Raw genomic sequence first — 18,227 nt, forward strand, 5'->3', positions numbered from 1 at the left:
ATTACAATTGATATGTTCGTTCTGAAGCAGACGGGCACTTTCCAGAAGTGGCACAAAAGATTGAAGGATGGAAAGGCGAAGGCAATGATCGCCCTGCGCCTCCAGCGTCTTGCGATCGGGCATGCCGGTGATGCAGCACCGGTTGGCGAAGGGGTGAGTGAACTGCGCATTCACTACGGGCCGGGCTATCGGATCTATTACCGCAAGCGGGGAGAGACCATCATTGTCCTTCTCTGCGAAGGCGACAAGAGCACGCAGGAAGCGGATATAAGAACGGCAAAGAGAATTGCCAATGGAATGGAGCGACGATAATGGCTGAACAGATCTTCGACTTCGATCCGGCTGAGTTGCTCGACTCCGACGAAGCCATCAAAACTTTTATTACCGAAGCGCTGCAGACCGGTGACGCGAAATTCATCGCGTCGGCTCTTGGCGTCGTTGCGCGCGCCAAGGGCATGAGCAAAATCGCCAGGGAAACCGGTCTTGCGCGCGAGCATCTCTATAAGGCGCTGAGCGAGAACGGAAATCCTACCCTTGAAACGACACTGGCCGTGATGAAGGCGATCGGGCTAGAACTGACGACGAGGCATCACGCGGTTTGAGTACATATAAGCGCTCTCACCAAATCTCGTGGGCCAATCAGTTGCATCGCCCAATCAGCGCGAACTTGTCCACATCGACCATGCCGCGGTCGGATATCTTCAGGTGTGGGATGACCGGCAGTGGCAGGAAGGCCAACTGGAGGAAGGGTTCTTCCAGCGTGGCGCCGAGTGCGAAGGCGGCCTTGCGCAGATGGTGCAGCGTATCGCGGACCGTCTCGTAGGGCTCGAGACTCATCAGGCCAGCGATGGGCAGGGCGATTTCGCCGGTGACCTTGCCGTCCTCGACGACGACAAAGCCGCCCTTGATCTCGCCGAGGCGGTTTGCGGCGCGCGCCATGTCGTCCTCGTCGACTCCGACGACGCAAATATTGTGGCTGTCATGGCCGACGGTGGAGGCGATCGCGCCCTTCTTCAGGCCGAAGCCCTGGACGAATCCGTTGGCGTGGTTGCCGTTCTTGCCGTGGCGCTCGATGACGGCGACCTTGATGATGTCGTTGGCAAGATCGACCGCCGTCTCGTTGCCTTTCACGGGCAGCCGGTAGCGGCGATGTTCGGTGATGATCTTGCCGGGCATGACGCCGATGACCGATGTCTCGCCCTCCCTGGCCGGCACGCCGAAATGGGCCGCGTTAACCGGTCGGGCCTTGACGCTGTCAAGGCCGATCGGAGCGATCGGCTTGCGCGTGGAAAAGAGCGCGTCGGTGACGCGGCGGCCAGCGGAGAAGACCATGTCGGCGCGGCAGCTTTCCAGACTGTCGAGAACCACGAGATCGGCGCGCCAGCCCGGCGCCACCAGGCCGCGGTCCCGGAGGCCGAAGGCGCGGGCAGCCGAAATCGAGGCGGCGCGGTAGATCGCCAAGGGCTCGACGCCGCTTGCGATCGCCGTGCGGATCATGTGATCGAGATGGCCCTGTTCGGCGATGTCGAGCGGATTGCGGTCGTCAGTGCAGAGTGCGAGATAAGGTGATAGCCGCTCGGTGATAATGGGCATCAGCGCGGCAAGATCCTTGGACACCGAGCCCTCGCGGACCAGGATATGCATGCCCTTGCGGATCTTTTCCAGCGCCTCGGTGGCGCTCGTGCATTCGTGCTCGGTGCGGATGCCGGCTGCGAGGTAGCCGTTGAGGTCGTTGCCGGAAAGCAGCGGCGCGTGACCGTCGATATGGCCGCCCTGGAAGGCGTCGAGCTTGGCCATGCAGACGGGATCCTTGTGGATCACGCCGGGGAAATTCATGAACTCGGCAAGGCCGATGACCTTCGGATGGTGGCGGAAGGGCAGGAGGCGCTCGATCGGCAGATCGGCGCCGGAGGTTTCGAGATGCGTTGCCGGAACGCAGGAGGAGAGCTGGACGCGGATGTCCATGATTGTCTCGAGCGCGGATTGGAGAAAGAATTCGATGCCGGCGGCTCCCAGCACATTGGCAATTTCGTGCGGATCGCAGATCGCCGTGGTGACGCCGTAGGGCAGAACGCAGCGGTCGAATTCATGCGGCGTGACGAGCGAGGATTCAATGTGCAGATGCGTATCGATGAAGCCGGGAACGACTGTTTTTCCCGATATGTCGATCTCGGTTTCGCCCTGATAATTGCCACAGGTGCCGACAACGCGATCGCCGCCGATGGCGATGTCGGAGCGGACGAGTTCGCCGGTGACGAGGTCGAAGAAACGGCCGCCCTTCAGCACGATATCGGCCGGCACGCGGCCGACACCCTGGTCGATGAGACGTTCGAGTTTGCTGATCATGGCATCGCTCACATTACAACCGATTCCGAAGTTATAACCGATCTATCGTCACAAGCGAGGGGCGCAAAACGAAACCGGGCGCCACAGAGGCGCCCGGTCGATGGTGACCAGCGATGGCTTACTCAGCGGAAACGATCTTGCCGTCTTCCCACTTGTAGAGCGAGAAGCTCTGCGAGGTCAGGTCGCCGGTTTCGCCGTAGGTGACCTTGCCGATGGCGGTCGGGATCTCCTTGCCGTCTTTCAGCGCCGCCGCGACGGCTTCCGCATCCTCGGCGCTGCCGGCCTTCTCGATGCCGGCTTTCAGCACTTCGACGGCGGCATAGGCGTTGAGCGTGAAGGCCTCGGCCGGGATGTTCTTGGCAGCGAGCGCATCGGCGGCAGCCTTGGAATCCGGGTTCTTGGTGGCGTCGGACGCGTTGGTGAACAGCGTGCCTGCTGCCGCATCCGTACCGATCGCCCAGAATTCGGTATTGGAGAGACCGTCGCCGCCGATGATCGTTGCGTTAGCAGCGAGATCATGCAACTGCCGGGCGAGCAGGCCGCCTTCCGGGTGATAGCCGCCGAAATAGACGACGTCGACCTTTTCGGATTTAACACGGGTGGTCAGCGCGCTGAAATCCTTGTCGCCTGGGGTGATCGCGTCGTTGACGACTTCGGTGATGCCGCCGGCGTTCAGCGTCGCCTTGAAGGCGTCGGCGAGGCCTTTGCCGTAGGCACCCTTGTCGTTGACGATGGCGACGCGCTTGTCCTTGAAATTCTTCAGCACGTATTTGGCGGCGACTTCGGCCTGCTGATCGTCGCGGCCGCAGGTGCGCAGCACGTTGGTGAGACCGCGCTTGGTGAGGTCGGGCGCCGTCGCGGTCGGGGTGACCATCAGCACGCCGTTTTCAGCCAGCACGTCCGAAACCGGAATGGCAACACCAGAGGTCACCGGCCCGACGACGAAGCGAATGCCGTCGCCGACGACCTTGTTGGCGGCGGAAACGCCCTGCTTCGGTTCGCCGGCATCGTCTGCCAGCTCGAGAACCACCTTCTCGCCGAGAATGCCGCCCTTCTTGTTGATCTCGTCGACGGCGGTCTGAGCGCCGTTCTTCACCTGATCGCCATAGGCGGCGACGGGGCCGGTCAGCGGCGCAATCAGGCCGATGGTGATATCGGCATGAGCAAGCGGCGCAAAGGCAAGCGACGCAACGAGTGTCGCCGTCAATGTCTTGAGGGTCATTGTCTGTCTCCTTGGGTGGGGTCCTTCGACCCGCGATGAAGTGCCGCGCCGGTTTTTCCGATCATTCAACGGCCCTTTGGGCCGTGCCAAGGACGATCGACAAGGGCGCGATCAGTGAGCCTGCCGGCCATATTTGACTCGGGAAGGCTCATGGCGAGATTTCTAGGAATTTTGACGGGATTGCGCAAGTTCATAACAAAACGGAGGAAAATCGGATCGATCCGGCCGGAAAGTCGCTTGAAGGCGATCGTTTTCTTCGTTTTTCGGTGATTTCTCATAAGGAACGTCGCAAAGGGCAGGCCGCCGCCCAAACCACCTCCGTATGGTTGTCTTTGTCTTTCGCATTAACCGTTAGTTTGGCCAATGGCAGTAGTATCCCGCGATACCCAGAATACGCAGCATTGAAAAAGAGACCCATACAAATAATTAGATAGACATATCGGGAATAGAGACTGGATGCTCAAGCGTATCGACGCCAGCCAGGTGCGTATCGGAATGTTTGTAGAGGCCGTCGAGGGCCTATGGCAGGATCCGCTTTTGTCCAAGCGCAGATTCTCCCTGCGGCGCGAGGCCGATGCCGCAAAAATTCGCACATGCGGCACCGCCATCGTGGTGATCAACACCAGCAAAGGGCTCGATACCGGCCGCCTGCCGGGCCGTGACATCGAGATCGATATCCAGGCCGCGCGCGAGACCGTCCAGAAATCTGTTCAGGTGCTGGAAGAGGCTTTCGCGAGGCTGCGGAATGGCGATGCGATCAGCGTCGCGCATGTAGCGCCGGTGATTTCTTCCGTCTCCAAGTCGATGGAGGACAATCCCTCGGTTTTCCTGAACGTCACGCGTTTGAAATCAAAAGACGAAGTGACCTTCCTCCATTCCATTTCGGTTAGCGCGCTGATGATCCTGTTCAGCCGCCATCTCGCACTCGACGAGCCTACGGTGCAGATGCTCGGCACCGCCGGGTTGCTGCACGATGTCGGCAAGCTTGAAATTCCGCTTGAGGTGCTCAACAAGGCCGGGCCTCTGGAAAAGGATGAGATCAGCCTGATCCGTGGCCATCCGGAGAAGGGGCACGCATTCCTGTCGCGGCAGGAGGGCATGTCGGAGATTGTTCTCGATGTCTGCCTCAATCACCATGAGCGCATCGACGGCAAGGGCTATCCGCGCAGGCTGTCCGGCAGAGAGTTGAGCCTGCACGCGCGCATTGCCACGATCTGCGATGTCTATGACGCGATCACCTCGGTGCGATCATATAAGGCGGCATGGAGCGCGAGCGACGCACTGAAATGGATGTTCGGGAATGAAGGGCACTTCGACCGCCGGCTCCTGAAAAAATTCGCCCTCTGCCTTTCCGTTGCCTCCGTCACCTGAGGTCGATTTCTCGCGGCAACAAAAAGGCCTGCGTGGGCTTGCACCCGCCGCAGGCCATGATGGGGAAGCTTAAGAACTTTCTCAGATGTTGTTCTGCAGGATGGTCCGCAGCTTGCCGAAGAGTTCGTCGATATGGTGCTTCTCGATGATCAGCGGCGGCGAGAGCGCGATGATATCGCCGGTGGTGCGGATCAGCAGGCCGCTTTCATAGGCTTTCAGGAAGGCGGTGAAGGCGCGCTTGGTCGGTTCGCCGGCGATCGGATCGAGTTCGATCGCGCCGATCAGGCCGGTATTCCTGATGTCGATGACATTGGGGCAGTCCTTCAGCGAATGCAGCGCGTCGGCCCAGTAGTCGGAAAGCTCGGCGGCGCGCGTCAGCAGCCCTTCTTCCTTGTAGGTATCGAGCGTGGCGAGGGCGGCGGCAGAGGCGATCGGATTGCCGGAATAGGTGTAGCCGTGGAAGAATTCGATCATGTGCTCCGGGCCGTTCATGAAGGCATCATGGATCTCGGAGGTGACGAAGACGGCGCCCATCGGAATGACGCCGTTGGTCAGTCCCTTGGCGGCAGTGATCATGTCGGGCTTGACGTCGTAATATTGCGCGGCGAAGGGGGCGCCGAGGCGGCCGAAGCCGGTGATGACCTCGTCGAAGATCAGCAGGATGCCGTGCTTGGTGCAGATCTCGCGCAGCTTTTGCAGGTATCCCTTCGGCGGGATGAGCACGCCGGTGGAGCCGGCCACCGGTTCGACGATGACGGCCGCCACCGTCGAGGCGTCGTGCAGGGTGACGATGCGCTCGAGTTCGCTGGCGATGTCGCCGCCATGCTCGGGCTCGCCGCGGGTGAAGTTGTTCTTGCCGGGCTGGTGGGTGTGCGGCATGTGATCGACGCCAGTCAGCAGCGTGCCGAACATCTTGCGGTTGGTGACGATGCCGCCGACGGAGATGCCGCCGAAATTGACGCCATGATAGCCGCGCTCGCGGCCGATCAAGCGGAAGCGTGAACCATTGCCCTTCACGCGGTGATAGGCGAGCGCCACTTTGAGTGCCGTCTCGACGGATTCGGATCCGGAATTGGTGTAGAGAACGTGGTTCAGGCCTTCCGGCGCAATGTCGACCAGACGGTTCGCCAGTTCGAAGGCCTTGGGGTGGCCGAGCTGGAAGGCTGGGGCGTAATCGAGTTCGCCGGCCTGTTCGCGGATCGCCTCGGTGATCTTCGGGCGGCAGTGGCCGGCATTGACGCACCAGAGGCCGGCCGTGCCGTCCAGCACCTGGCGGCCGTCATGGGTCGTATAATACATGTCCTTGGCGCCGACGAACATGCGCGGCTCCTTCTTGAACTGGCGATTTGCCGTAAACGGCATCCAGAAGGCGCGAAGATCGTTCGGTGCGTTGAGGCGATTGGACATGCTGTTCTCCTGGCCGTTGACGGCCCTTTCCCGGGGCTTCACGCCCATATTTTGACTGCCCGGTCAAATTATCAGGGCTTCTTGAAGCGTCAACGGCAAAAAGCCCGGGAGCTGTTCTTGACAGGAAGGCTTGAGTTTTGACCGGCTCGACCCGGGGATAGGTACAGCAAAAAAGGCACGACCGGCAAATCACAAGGTTTGCCGGTCGTGCCATAAGGTTCAGGTGCTGAAATATCGTTACCGCGCTTCCGGGAACATCCCCTTGCGGCACGGCATAGGCCGACATTCATGTCAGCGCTATCATCATGCGGCGGATCTGTTCCGGTTCTGCACGAGGTAAATGTCTTCGAGCGTTGCCAGGATCTTCATCACCGGCTCGGAGGTGCTGGAATAGTAGATGGTCTGTGCATCCCGGCGGGTCTTCACCAGCTTCTGTGCGCGCAGTTTCGACAGGTGCTGAGACAGTGCCGACTGGCTGAGGCCGACCTGCGTTGCAAGCACGCCGACGGCCACTTCGCCCTTCACGAGGCTGCACAGGATCAGCAATCTCTTGGGATTGGCCATGGCCGATAATAAAGCTGCGGCCACATTGGTGTGATCGGCCAAATCAGTGGTTTCCATATTGTTATCTTCCTAATGCGAAACGTACATCATGCGTGTTGGCACAGGCCGCCAGCCGGATTTCGACCGACGCCTAAAAACTAGCAATTGAGGTCGAAGATTGTATATACCTAAATTTAAGGTATCGAGTATGCTATTTTAGATATGTTTGAACAAATGTGATCGGCCTCCTCAGCGAGGGTTTCGAATTCATATCGCATCAGAAAATCGCCGGAAATCATATCAAAACCTGAGGGATCGATACCACAAATGCGCCAGGACGCCGGTTTCGGCGCCTTTAGCCTGGCGGCGAGGGTCTCTGCTACATCGGGGTGGCGTGCTACTAAATCTCGCACTGTTTCTGCCGCGCCGGCGGCAATCTCCTCATTCGCGGCCGACTGGATGATGAGATCGTTCCCAGCGAGCTGGTAAGCGCGGCCGAAGCCGCCATTGAGGCTGGCCTGCTCCGGCTTGAGGCGGAAGAAGAGGAAATCGGGAAAGTCGATATAGAGCTTTGCCTTGCTGTGGCGAGCGAGAAAACGCGTGCGCAGACGCTCGTGGAAGGCGTTGCCGCGCTCGACGGGTTCCGCCAGGCATTGGGTCGTCAGGCGAGGGTGGGCGAGCGGATCGCCCTTGCCGGGCTCGCCGGTCAGCAGCGAGGCACGCGCGTCATGGCCGAGCGCTTTGGTATGGGCCGAGAGTTTCGAAACGAGAATGACGGGGGTGCCGTCAATATCGGTCGCGACGAGCACGAGGCTGGCGAAGGGGAAGCCGGTCTCGGGGTCGAGAACGGCAATCGCCGCGTGCCGCGCGGAGCGCAGCAGCACGCGGGCGAGTTTGCGGGCGTCGTCGTCGGTTTCGCGTATGGGCGAGGGCTGATCCTTCATATCCGCTTTGTGGCAAAGCGGGCTGAAAACATCAAGCGTCCTGCTTGCGGCGATGGCGGGTCAGGCCTGCGACGATATCCTGGGCCGAGATGGTACCGACGATCGTGCCGTTCTCGACGATGCCGATGCTGCCCGGCTGGCGGGCAAGGGCATCGAGGATATCGACGAGCGGGGTCTCGGCGCGGGCCGTGGCGCTGACGCTCATGCCGGCGGCTGTCTGACCGAGTCCGGGCTGCATCACGTCGGCCGCGGTCAGCATGCTGATCGGGTTGAGATGCTGCACGAAATCAGCGACATACTGGTCGGCGGGGTTCTTGACGATGTCATGCGGCGTTCCACACTGGATGATGCGGCCGCCCTCCATGATGGCGATGCGGTTGCCGATGCGGAAGGCCTCGTCGAGATCGTGGCTAACGAAGAGGATGGTCTTCTTCAGCCGCCGCTGGAACTCCAGAAGTTCGTCCTGCAGGCGGGTGCGGATCAAAGGGTCGAGCGCCGAGAACGGCTCGTCCATCAGCAGGATCGGCGCGCCGGTGGCAAAGGCGCGGGCAAGCCCGACGCGCTGCTGCATCCCGCCCGAGAGTTCGTTGACCTTGCGGTCGGCCCATTTCGACAGGTTGACGAGTTCGAGCTGCTCGCCGATGCGGACCTTGCGCTCCGCCTCCGGCATGCCGGCGAGCTCGAGGCCAAAGCCGACATTCTCGGCGACGGTGCGCCAGGGCAGGAGGGCGAACTGCTGGAACACCATGGAGACGGTGTGGGTGCGCAGTTCCCGCAGGGCCTTGGCATTGCATTTGTAGGGGTTGACGGAGCCGGTCGTTGTGGAGACCGCGACATCGCCGCGCACCACGGGAGCAAGCCCGTTGACGGCGCGCAGCAGCGTCGACTTGCCTGAGCCGGATAGGCCCATCAGCACCAGGATCTCGCCTTCCTCGATGGTCAGCGAGGCATTGGCGACGCCGAGCACCAGGCCGGTGGCGGCACCGATTTCGTCCCGCGTTTTGCCCTGGTCGGCCATGGCAAGGGCGGCCTGCGGCCGATCGCCGAAGATGATGCTGACATTCTTGAAATCTATCGCTGTCATGCGCCGTCTCCTTCGTCCCCTGCGCGGAATATGCGGTCGAGAATGATCGCCAGGATGACGATGCAGAAGCCGGCGTCGAAGCCTTTCGCGATATTGACGGTGTTCAGCGCGCGCACGACCGGCACGCCGAGCCCGGGAGCGCCGACGAGGGCGGCAATAACCACCATCGACAGCGACAGCATGATGGTCTGGGTCAGGCCCGCCATGATCTGCGGCGCGGCGAAGGGAAGTTCGACCTTGCGCAGCACCTGCATCGGCCGGGCGCCGAAGGCGACGGCGGCTTCAACCAGCGACGGCGGCGTCGAGATGATGCCGAGGCGCGTCAGCCGGATGGGGGCGGGGATCGCGAAGATGACGGTGGCAATCAGGCCCGGCACCATGCCGAGGCCGAACAGGATGAGCGCCGGGATCAGATAGACGAATGTCGGGATGGTCTGCATGAGATCGAGCACCGGGCGCATTGCGGCATAGACCCAGGGACGGCGGGCGGCGGCGATGCCGAGCGGAATGCCGATCACCATACAGACGAAGGTGGCGGCCAGCACGAGGGCGAGCGTCTCCGTCGTCTCCTTCCAATAGTCCTGGTTCACGATGAGCAGCAGCCCAAGACAGGTGAAGAGGGCGATCGCAATCGACCGGCGCAGCCAGAAGGCGATGGCGGTGATGGCAGCGATGACGATCAGCGGGTGAGGCTTCTGCAGCACGAAAAGCAGGCCGTCTATGGCGCTGGACAGGAGGAAGGCGAGCTGGTCGAAGAACCATGCGCCGTTCGAGGTCAGCCAGTCGACGAAGGCTTTGGCCCCTAAGCCGATGGGAATTTTAAATTCGGTGATCCAATTCAAGGGAGCGCCTATCCAAAAAAAATCAACAATCGGACAAAAATGAAACGGGGCGGCGAGCCGCCCCGTTCATATCATCAAAGGCCGAGGCCGGTCTTGGCGGCCGCCAGCGCGTCGCCCTTGCCGTCGCGGGTCTTGACGCCTGCGAGCCAGGGCTCGAGCGCAGAAGGGTTTGCCTTCAGCCATTCGGTCGCCGCCGCTTCCGGCTCCTTGCCGTCGTCGAGGATCTTGCCCATGATCTGGTTCTCCATGTCGAGGGAGAACGTCAGGTTCTTCAGCATCGCGCCGACATTCGGGCATTCGCCGAGATAACCGGCGCGGACATTGGTATAGACCTTGGCGCCGCCGAAATCAGGACCGAAGACGTCGTCGCCGCCTGTGAGGTAGGTCAGCTTGAAGTTGGTGTTCATCGGATGGGGTTCCCAGCCGAGGAAGACGACGGGCTTACCTGCCTTTTCGGCGCGGGCGACCTGGGCGAGCATGCCCTGTTCGGAGGATTCGACGACCTCCATGTCCTTCATGCCGAAGGTGTTCTTTTCGATCAGGTCCATGACCAGGCGGTTGCCGTCATTGCCGGGCTCGATGCCGTAGATCTTGCCGTCGAGATCGTCCTTGTGGGCGGCGATGTCCTTGAAGTCCTTGATGCCGAGTTCAGCGCCCTTGGCGTTGGTGGCGAGCGTATACTTGGCGCCGACGAGGTTGGGGCCGAAGGATTCGACCGACTTGTCGTCGAGATAGGGGCGGACGTCCTTTTCCTGCGTCGGCATCCAGTTGCCGAGGAAGATGTCGATGTCCTTGTTCTTCAGCGAGGTATAGGTGACCGGCACCGAGAGAACTTTGATGTCGGTCTGGTAGCCGATGCTCTTCAGGACGACGGCTGCGGTGGCGGTGGTGGCGGTAATATCCGTCCAGCCGACATCCGAGAAGTGGACGGTAGAGCAGCTGTCGGGATCGGCGGCGAAGGCGGTGGTCGCAACGGAGAGGGCGGCGACGGCAGTTGCGGTAACGAGTTTGAACGTGCTTGTTGTTTTCATTTTAGACTCCCAGTCTTTAAGTTCCCAAGCCAACCACCAATAGCCGAGTTTGACAAGCGACCTCAGTGCGTTTGCGTCGTATCGACCCATGCGATTGCGACGTCGGCGGATTTTTCGCGGCACCTGATTTTGAGGCGGCTCGGCGGTTTTCGGGCTGGAATTCCTGTGGTTATCGCCCATAGGGGGCTTTTCTTTGCCATTCTGAGCTTTCAATAACCGATCAAGGAGAGATCGGATGGCAAAACTCTATTTCAACTACTCGACGATGAACGCCGGCAAGTCGACGATGCTGCTGCAGGCCTCCTATAATTACCAGGAGCGCGGCATGCGCACGGTGCAACTGATCGCTGCCTTCGACGAGCGCACCGGCCGGGGCGTCATCGGCTCGCGGATCGGGCTGGAGGCGAGCGCCATTCCCTTCGAGCCGCACGAGGACCTGTTCCGGCTGATTGCGACGCTGAGTGGAGAAGGAGCGCCGATTGCCTGTGTCTTCGTCGACGAGGCGCATTTCATGACGCCTGCCCATGTCTGGGAGCTTGCCCGCGTCGTCGACAGGCTCGGCATTCCGGTGATGGTCTACGGCCTTCGAACCGATTTCCAGGGCAAATTGTTTCCGGCCTCGCAGGAACTGCTGGCGATCGCCGACGAAATGCGTGAGGTGCGGACGATTTGCCATTGCGGACGCAAGGCGACGATGGTGGTGCGGCTGGACGCGGAAGGCAAAGTGCTGCACGAAGGCGCGCAGATCGATGTCGGCGGCAATGAGAAATATGTCTCGCTCTGCCGCAGGCATTGGGACGAAGCGATGAACGGGGCCTGGATCGCCGAGCCGGCCTGAAGCCGCGATGCCGCCTGTTTTTAGCGGCGCAAGCGACCTGCTTTCCATTTTACGCAATTCCGAGCGGAAAACCGCTTCACACTTTTCGGCATCATGCTTTAGCTTGGGCAATACGAGATTCCCTGGAGAGGCCTGTGCGCAAACCTCCGCCATTCCAAAGCCAATACGAAGCTGCCGGCAGCCTTGCCGAGAGGGTTGCGGCAGACGGAGCCTATTGCGTGGCCGCGATCAGCGCCTTCAGCAGCGATGACGCACGGTCGGCCGACGAGGTTTTCCTCGAGCAGAATGCCCGTTTCCAGGCCCATATCGCCGATGCTGCAGCACTCGACGCCCTGCAGGCCGAGCTGGTCTTTTCCCTCGACCGGCTGACGGCCGAGGTTTCCGCCGATCTCGACAGCTTCCGGGGGCTGACGCTGCGCGAGAAGATGGCCGGCTGGACGTCGCGCCAGCGGATGTGGCGTATGTATACCGAGCGCGTGCGCGAGGCCCCGGTCATCGAGCGGCTGCTCGACCTTCTGTCGAAATCGGATGCGCTCGCCAGGCTGATCGGCGGCCAGCGCGCTGCGATCATCGAGCGGCACAGGGTCGCCGAACGCGGTCTCGTCGACATCGTCGAGCAACGGCGCCGGCTGGTCGATTCCATCGATATCGCCCGCCTCAAAATGAAGGAGCTCAACGCCAAGGCGCTGACGACGCAGGGCCGTATCGGCGTCTACGGCAACAGGGCGCATTGGGAGCAGATGGAGGCGGAGCGGCGGGCGCTGAAGGCGCAAGCCGAGCAGATTTCCGCCGGAGAGCACGAGATGCGCGACGACAGCCAGCGGCGCGAGCGTTTCATCGGTCTGTTCCAGAGCTTTGTCGATTCGCTGAACGGGCGGATCGCCGCCTGCAATGTGCTGCTGCGCAAATTGATGATCGACGTTGAGGAGCGGCTGATCATCTACCAGGCGCAGGTCGATACCGACAGGCCGGGGATGAAGATGCGCATCAAGCCGGAACTCTTTCCCGATATTGCCGCGCCGATCGGGCTGTTCGACAAGGGCATGCTGGTCGCCCAGGATCTGGAGCGGCGCAAGAGCCGCGCCGATCTGGACTTTACCAGCAGGTTTCCGACCTATGCCGAAGCTTCGCCGGAGACATCGGGAGCGCCTCTGATCGACACGGCGCGCAGGTCCTTCCGTATCAGCTTGTCTTTCTTGCGTTCCTGACCTGCGGGGCCTGGTTCGCGATGCGCGGCGATGCCTTCGATCCGAAAAATCGAAGGGCTCGTGTTGTGCTCTGCTCGTCGAGCGCATATGTGGGTATTCAATGTCCCACTGCAGAATTCCTTAAATCGGAATCGATTTAAGGAATTCTGCAGTAATTGAAAGTGTTACAGCGCCCTTAGCGCGTCTGAAAAGACGCGCGGCGCTGTAGTATTTGCCTCGCCTGACAGGAGACGACGATGCTTGACCGGATAGCCGGTTTTTTCAGGCTGATCGGCCGGACGATCGGTCGCTGGGCCCGCCTGTTTTCCGCCTGGGCCTTCTGGCCCTTTCTTGCCGCGCATGGCTGGTATCAGCGCCGGAGCTGGATGATCCGACTGCCGGTCATCGCGCTCGTGGCGCTCTTCGTCGTGCTCTACGGCTATTTCTTCTGGCAGACGCAGGTCTGGTCGAATTTCAACACCGCCTTTGTCGACCAATACCGGCTTTCCGAGCGCAAGGTTGCCGCCGGCCAGGAAGTACCGGTCGCCGAGGGAAGCAACGCTACGGCGGCCAAGACCTGCCAGCGTTCGGCGATCGTCGACGTGACGGCTGACCTGACCGACTTCAACGTCAACCAGAACGCATGGATATCCTCCATGCTGCTCTATAAAATGGGCTTTTTCGGCATCGACTGGGATCACACGCCCTTCCTCGACAACAAGGCGTCGTTCCAGCGCGGCATCAACCAGGCGATCCGGCGGACGTCGGCGGAGCTAGTCGATACGCTGGGGCGCGTGCGCGGCACCTCTGGTATCAACAACGATCTGCAAAGTGCCCGCGGCAACCTGCAGTTCGACGAACACAGCTGGTATTTCGGGCTCAATCCCTTCGGGCCGAAGACGCCGACGCCGTCCTATTACCGCGCGGCGATCGGCAGCCTGCGCAAGTTCAACACCGATCTTTCCGCGTGCAATGTCATTTTCGACGGCCGCGCCGACAACCTCATGCAGTTCATCGACCGGATTGCCAATGATCTCGGCGGCACGTCCGACATGCTCGCCGAGCGCTCGGAAAATCACAATCGCGGCTGGTTCGATACGCGTGCCGATGACCGGTTCTGGTTCGCCTACGGCCAGCTCTACGCCTATTACGCCATCCTTGCCGCCGCGCAGGCGGATTTCTCGCAGGTGGTGCAGGAGCGCAATCTCGGCGCTGTCTGGGGCAGCACGATGCGGCAGTTCCAAGCGGCACTGCGCATCCAGCCGGCGATCATCTCGAACGGACGCGAGGACGGCTGGATCATGCCGAGCCATCTCGCCACCATGGGCTTCTATATTCTCAGGGTGCGCTCGAATATTGTGGAGATCCGCTCGGTGCTCGACCGCTAAAGCGCGTCGCGATCTTTCAGATTCGCTCCTCGCGCTTTAGCTCTTTTTTTGCGCGCGCATGTCGTTGCCGCAAACCGCTGCACACTTGTGCGTGACATGTTTTAGACCCCGTGGAGTCAGCGGGGTCTCGTATCGTCCTCGAAGCCGACGATGCGCAGTTTCTCGACGAACTCATAGGTCACGCCGACGATGCCGCCGCCGCTTTCACCGTCCCGGAAGCGGCCGACGCTGCGCACCAGCTTGTGGCCGCCAAGCCGGTTGTCGACGCGGTATACGAAATGGAAGCCGACGCCGTGAAGGCTCGCCTCTTCGAAGGTCTGGGCGACCAGGCCGCGGTCATCCTCGTGGATGCGCGACATCAACTCGGTCAGATTGACGGGACCGACGCTGTAGGGGAGGTCGAAGATCGTGTGCACATCCTCGCTTGCAAAGAAATGTCCCGTCTCGATGTCGATCCGCCAGAAGCCGAAAAGGCGATAGGCCGCAAGCATCTGGACGATTTCCGCATCGGTGATGCCAATGTGGGTGCGGGATTGCTCCACCTTGTCAATCAGGGGCTGTTCGAAGCGAAGAGACACGTTTCCCCCAGATCACGGGTCCCCCAGATCACGGGACGACGTCCTGACTCTCTTCCGATACTCAGTTGATCAGCTTCAATCGAATGGCCTTGGCGACCAGCTGGGTGCGGTTGACGCAATCGAGTTTTTTGATCGCATTCGTCATATAGGCATTCACCGTATGGTCCGAGAGCGCCAGGATCTGTCCGATTTCGATCGAGGTCTTGCCTTGGGCAGTCCAGCGCACAACTTCCAGCTCTCTGGTCGATAGCACGTTATGCGCGCATTCCTCATTCCGCTTGACTGCATTGTATGCATCGAGCGCATGCAGAATGATCATCGCCAGTTCGTTGACCTCGCTCTGGCTGAGCGCGGCGCGCTCGCCGCAGAACCAGAAGACCAGGCGCTGGCCGTTGGCGGTAATGGTCGGCATGGCAACACCCGCCGGGATGGCATGGCGCAGCATCAGTGCACGCAGTTCGGCCGGGAAGGCCTGACCATTGACGGCGTCGTTGAGGTGCCAGGCCGGCGGGACGGCGGATTCCCGCAGCCGTAAGCCAAAAGGACAGCCGCGCATCATGTGGGCGCGGTCGAACTCCCTGATATAGGCGGCCGGAAGCGAACTTTCGATCAGCAGGGGTTTCAACAGGAGGTCTTCCGGGGATGGGGCGTGCATCAGCGTCGCATGCGACAATCCGAAAGCGGCAGAGACCCTGCCGAGCGCTTGGGCAAACAGGCTGCGCGTTCGGGCAGCGGCAAGTTCTGCCGAAAGCAATGACTGTCTTTCAGAGGTGGTCATGTAAGACATTTATACGCCCCCGGCAGTCCCAATGTTAACGCTATCAAACACGGAAAGGCGGCCGGATGCTAGTCCCAATTGGCTTAACCTCGGCCGATTTACTCATATTGTGTAAAATTATTGACGGGAGATCGCGCTTTAGTTGAGTATCGACTTACGGATATAGCGTTTTGGTATCTTCGATTTTCCTCATGCGCATAGTCATGGGTGTCGCGCGGTGATGCAGGGAGAGAATCATCTTGGAAAGAGCTGGCGCAACAAGTGTCGAAAACCGGCTTGCTGGCGATCAATGCAATTGCTAAGCGTCGTGCCATGTATAATTGAGGCAATTTAATCGTGCGCTCTGCGATTTCTTTTTTCATGAAATCCCTGTTTGCCCTATTACTTTCTTTATTATTCCTGACCCTGCCGATCGGAGCGGCAACCTCGCAGGCCGGCGGGCAGAAAAAGCAGGCGGGGCAGCCGCCGATGCGCTTCATCCTCGTGCGCAGTCTGCTGTGCATGGAAGATTGTCCGGAATGGATATCGGGGGAGGGACGGATAACCTCCGATACACCGGCTCAGCTCCGAAAAATTCTGAAGAAGATCGGCGACCGGAAATTGCCGATTGTCTTGCTTTCGGAGGGTGGCGAAGTCGACGCGGCCTATGCAATGGGCCGAATGATCCGCAAGGCCGGACTGGAAACAGCGGTCGGCGGCACCCGGTTGAAGGATTGCCCGGCGGAAGACATGCGTTGCGATGCTGCCGTCGCAAAGGACGGGGCCTCGCTTGGTGACACCTATTCCTATGGTGCATACTGCTTTTCCGCTTGTCCGCTGGTGTTCGCCGGCGGAACCGTGCGTGCGGCGCCGCAATGGGCGTTCATCGGCGTCCACCAGATCACCACCATCTATAGCAAGGTGCGCGTTTCCTACCGCATAGAATACAAGATCGTGAACGGCAAGAAGACGGAAATCTCCCGCAAGGAGGTTGGACGCAAGTCAGCGGGACAAAGCAGTTCGACTAAATTGGGAAAGAAGGCAGCCGCTGCGCTCACAGCCTATCTAAAAGAAATGGGCGTCAGCGCCGATCTGATCGGTGTGATGATGAGTGCCACGCCTGACAAAATCAACGTCGTACCGCCCGAAGACGCCCTTCGAATGGGTCTCGCAACCGACGTGCTGGCGTATAATGAATGGCCCGGCATGCCGCTTTGCGCGTTGGATGCGGCGGCTGAGGCTGTTTGTCACCGCCGTCCGGCGGCCGAAGCGCCCGCGCAGGACGCGGCAGCGGTCGCCAGCCAGACTCCGCCGGAAAGTCGGCCAATGGATTTTCTGCTGATGTATGACGGCAATTGCCAGGACGAGTGCACGCAGTGGATTTCTGCGGAAGGACACATCACGCCGGAGACCCCGGCTCGGCTGAAGGCGATCTTGAAAACGCTTGGCGAAAGAAAGCTGCCGGTCGTTCTTCAGTCCAATGGCGGGGACACGGATGCAGCTTTCGCGATGGGGCGTATGATCCGGGCTGCTGGCCTGGAGACCTCGATTGGCAGAACGCGGTTGCCGAACTGTCCGACGCTGGATCCGCGTTGCAAGGCGAGCATGGCCAAAAGCGGGCCGACCAAGGGCGAGGTCTCCGCTGGCGGTGCATACTGCCTTTCGACCTGTACTCTCGTCTTGATGAGCGGAACGCCACGCCTTGCCGGATATTCCGATATCGGCCTCGTCAGACCCACGACGGCTAAAGAGACGAAATTTTTCGCCTATGTCGACGAGATGGGAGTCAATGCCGGGACATTCGAGACGATGATGCGTGCGGCATCGATCGAGCAAAAGACCATACCTCGTGCTCAGGCGCTCGAGCTCGGCATCATCAATGGTATCATCCCTTATGGTGACGAACCCGGTTCTCGCCTGTGCGGACCCGACGCCAAGGAAAGTCTCCGGTGCCCGAAAAAAGCTAAGGCAGGGATCGCTCCTACTGCCGCTTCGCTAAATTGATATCAGCATGCGGAGGAGAGCAATTCGGCGGTCCCGCTTTCGAGGCGCCGCTTTTCCATTCTCTAACTCTTATCCTTCAAGTCATTCTTCGACGTCGCGCTCATCAGCTTTTCCAGGAAGCCGAGCATGACGGCGGAGGCGACGAAGGCGAGGTGCATGAAGGTCAGCCACATGATCTTGCCGTCCGCATATTTGTCGGCGTTGAGGAAGACCTGCAGCAAGTGGATGGAGGAGATGGCGACGATCGAGGAGGCGACCTTGATTTTCAGGCTGCCTGAATCCAGCTTGCCGAGGAAGGAGACTTCGTTGTCGGCTTCGCTGGCTTCATCGAAGCGGCTGACGAAATTTTCATAACCCGAGATCATCACCATGACGATCAGGCTCGCGACGAGGGCCGCATCGATCAGGCTGAGCATGGCAAGGATCATCTCCGCCTCGTCGAGGGCGAAGACGCCGGCGGCGATCTTCAGCAGCTTGTAGCCGAAGGAAACGGCATAGACGGCGAGCGCTGCGACCAGGCCGATATAGAAGGCGACGAGGATCCAGCGGCTCGACAGGATAATGCGTTCGATGATGAGTTCCAGTGCTTTCATATCTTCACTTTCAGAAACCGCGATCGTTGATCGCCACTTAAACGTCGGGCGTGGCGACCGCAAGGCGCAGCGCTATTCACACCTCGTCGATA

The 18,227-nt window shown here is 60.4% G+C and carries 19 protein-coding genes; 7 read left to right on the plus strand and 12 right to left on the minus strand.

Features of this window, described 5'->3' with window-relative positions:
• The first annotated feature begins 12 nt into the window (after positions 1 to 12).
• Both ATY75_RS02960 and ATY75_RS02965 read left to right on the plus strand, forming a co-directional pair.
• On the plus strand, positions 13 to 312 hold the full coding sequence (locus ATY75_RS02960; RefSeq protein WP_143535258.1) for a type II toxin-antitoxin system RelE/ParE family toxin: 300 nt from the start codon (positions 13 to 15) through the stop codon (positions 310 to 312).
• Positions 312 to 602 carry an addiction module antidote protein gene (locus tag ATY75_RS02965; protein ID WP_064840102.1) on the plus strand — a complete coding sequence of 97 codons (291 nt, stop codon included), beginning with the start codon at positions 312 to 314 and terminating at the stop codon, positions 600 to 602. The genes ATY75_RS02960 and ATY75_RS02965 overlap by 1 nt, the downstream gene beginning before the upstream one ends.
• Positions 603 to 639: 37 nt before the next feature.
• On the opposite strand, the gene ade is transcribed toward ATY75_RS02965, so the two are convergent.
• The 3 genes from ade to ATY75_RS34465 all read right to left on the minus strand — a co-directional run bounded on the left by ade (position 640) and on the right by ATY75_RS34465 (position 3,879).
• On the minus strand, positions 640 to 2,346 hold the full coding sequence (gene ade, locus ATY75_RS02970; protein WP_088936418.1) for an adenine deaminase: 1,707 nt from the start codon (positions 2,344 to 2,346) through the stop codon (positions 640 to 642).
• Between the two features lie 118 nt (positions 2,347 to 2,464).
• Entirely contained in the window at positions 2,465 to 3,568 is a 1,104-nt protein-coding gene (locus ATY75_RS02975; RefSeq protein WP_088936419.1) for a branched-chain amino acid ABC transporter substrate-binding protein, read from the minus strand.
• 65 nt (positions 3,569 to 3,633) lie between these two features.
• Complete coding sequence (locus tag ATY75_RS34465; protein ID WP_088936420.1) at positions 3,634 to 3,879, minus strand: hypothetical protein; 246 nt, start codon at positions 3,877 to 3,879, stop codon at positions 3,634 to 3,636.
• Positions 3,880 to 4,024: 145 nt separating this feature from the next.
• Here ATY75_RS34465 and ATY75_RS02985 point away from each other — a divergent pair, with 145 nt between their 5' ends.
• Entirely contained in the window at positions 4,025 to 4,939 is a 915-nt protein-coding gene (locus ATY75_RS02985; protein WP_088936421.1) for an HD-GYP domain-containing protein, read from the plus strand.
• Between the two features lie 81 nt (positions 4,940 to 5,020).
• Here the strand turns inward: ATY75_RS02985 and ATY75_RS02990 are convergent, their stop codons facing one another.
• From ATY75_RS02990 to ATY75_RS03015, 6 genes are all read right to left on the minus strand, one after another.
• Complete coding sequence (locus ATY75_RS02990; protein ID WP_049736137.1) at positions 5,021 to 6,346, minus strand: aspartate aminotransferase family protein; 1,326 nt, start codon at positions 6,344 to 6,346, stop codon at positions 5,021 to 5,023.
• A 303-nt stretch (positions 6,347 to 6,649) separates the two neighbouring features.
• Positions 6,650 to 6,967 (minus strand): metalloregulator ArsR/SmtB family transcription factor, encoded by a 318-nt coding sequence (locus tag ATY75_RS02995; RefSeq protein WP_049736138.1) that lies wholly within the window; start codon positions 6,965 to 6,967, stop codon positions 6,650 to 6,652.
• Between the two features lie 116 nt (positions 6,968 to 7,083).
• Positions 7,084 to 7,833, minus strand: coding sequence for a pyridoxamine 5'-phosphate oxidase family protein (locus tag ATY75_RS03000; RefSeq protein ID WP_088936422.1), 750 nt, complete (start codon positions 7,831 to 7,833; stop codon positions 7,084 to 7,086).
• Between the two features lie 31 nt (positions 7,834 to 7,864).
• Positions 7,865 to 8,917 carry a choline ABC transporter ATP-binding protein gene (gene choV, locus ATY75_RS03005; RefSeq protein ID WP_088936423.1) on the minus strand — a complete coding sequence of 351 codons (1,053 nt, stop codon included), beginning with the start codon at positions 8,915 to 8,917 and terminating at the stop codon, positions 7,865 to 7,867.
• The gene (gene choW / locus ATY75_RS03010; protein ID WP_064840085.1) at positions 8,914 to 9,759 is read right to left on the minus strand and encodes a choline ABC transporter permease subunit; all 846 of its coding nucleotides are present in this window, start codon (positions 9,757 to 9,759) and stop codon (positions 8,914 to 8,916) included. The genes choV and choW overlap by 4 nt, the downstream gene beginning before the upstream one ends.
• 74 nt (positions 9,760 to 9,833) lie before the next feature.
• Entirely contained in the window at positions 9,834 to 10,790 is a 957-nt protein-coding gene (locus ATY75_RS03015; protein WP_088936424.1) for a choline ABC transporter substrate-binding protein, read from the minus strand.
• 235 nt (positions 10,791 to 11,025) lie between these two features.
• On the opposite strand from ATY75_RS03015, the gene ATY75_RS03020 reads away from it, so the two are divergent.
• From ATY75_RS03020 to ATY75_RS03030, 3 genes are all read left to right on the plus strand, one after another.
• Complete coding sequence (locus ATY75_RS03020; protein WP_064840080.1) at positions 11,026 to 11,628, plus strand: thymidine kinase; 603 nt, start codon at positions 11,026 to 11,028, stop codon at positions 11,626 to 11,628.
• Between the two features lie 134 nt (positions 11,629 to 11,762).
• The gene (locus ATY75_RS03025; RefSeq protein ID WP_088936425.1) at positions 11,763 to 12,836 is read left to right on the plus strand and encodes a hypothetical protein; all 1,074 of its coding nucleotides are present in this window, start codon (positions 11,763 to 11,765) and stop codon (positions 12,834 to 12,836) included.
• Positions 12,837 to 13,072: 236 nt separating this feature from the next.
• Entirely contained in the window at positions 13,073 to 14,203 is a 1,131-nt protein-coding gene (locus ATY75_RS03030) for a DUF2333 family protein (protein ID WP_088936426.1), read from the plus strand.
• A gap of 116 nt (positions 14,204 to 14,319) precedes the next feature.
• On the opposite strand, the gene ATY75_RS03035 is transcribed toward ATY75_RS03030, so the two are convergent.
• Together ATY75_RS03035 and ATY75_RS03040 are read right to left on the minus strand one after the other, a co-directional pair.
• Positions 14,320 to 14,781: a diguanylate cyclase gene (locus tag ATY75_RS03035; RefSeq protein ID WP_088936427.1), complete on the minus strand. Its 462-nt coding sequence runs from the start codon at positions 14,779 to 14,781 to the stop codon at positions 14,320 to 14,322.
• 61 nt (positions 14,782 to 14,842) lie between these two features.
• Entirely contained in the window at positions 14,843 to 15,568 is a 726-nt protein-coding gene (locus ATY75_RS03040; protein ID WP_064840070.1) for a LuxR family transcriptional regulator, read from the minus strand.
• A gap of 327 nt (positions 15,569 to 15,895) precedes the next feature.
• On the opposite strand from ATY75_RS03040, the gene ATY75_RS03045 reads away from it, so the two are divergent.
• Positions 15,896 to 17,542: a hypothetical protein gene (locus ATY75_RS03045; protein WP_088936428.1), complete on the plus strand. Its 1,647-nt coding sequence runs from the start codon at positions 15,896 to 15,898 to the stop codon at positions 17,540 to 17,542.
• 62 nt (positions 17,543 to 17,604) lie between these two features.
• On the opposite strand, the gene ATY75_RS03050 is transcribed toward ATY75_RS03045, so the two are convergent.
• Entirely contained in the window at positions 17,605 to 18,135 is a 531-nt protein-coding gene (locus ATY75_RS03050; RefSeq protein ID WP_082935678.1) for a TIGR00645 family protein, read from the minus strand.
• Positions 18,136 to 18,227: the final 92 nt, after the last annotated feature.

Source organism: Rhizobium sp. N122, assembly GCF_002211295.1.
Taxonomy (GTDB): domain Bacteria; phylum Pseudomonadota; class Alphaproteobacteria; order Rhizobiales; family Rhizobiaceae; genus Rhizobium.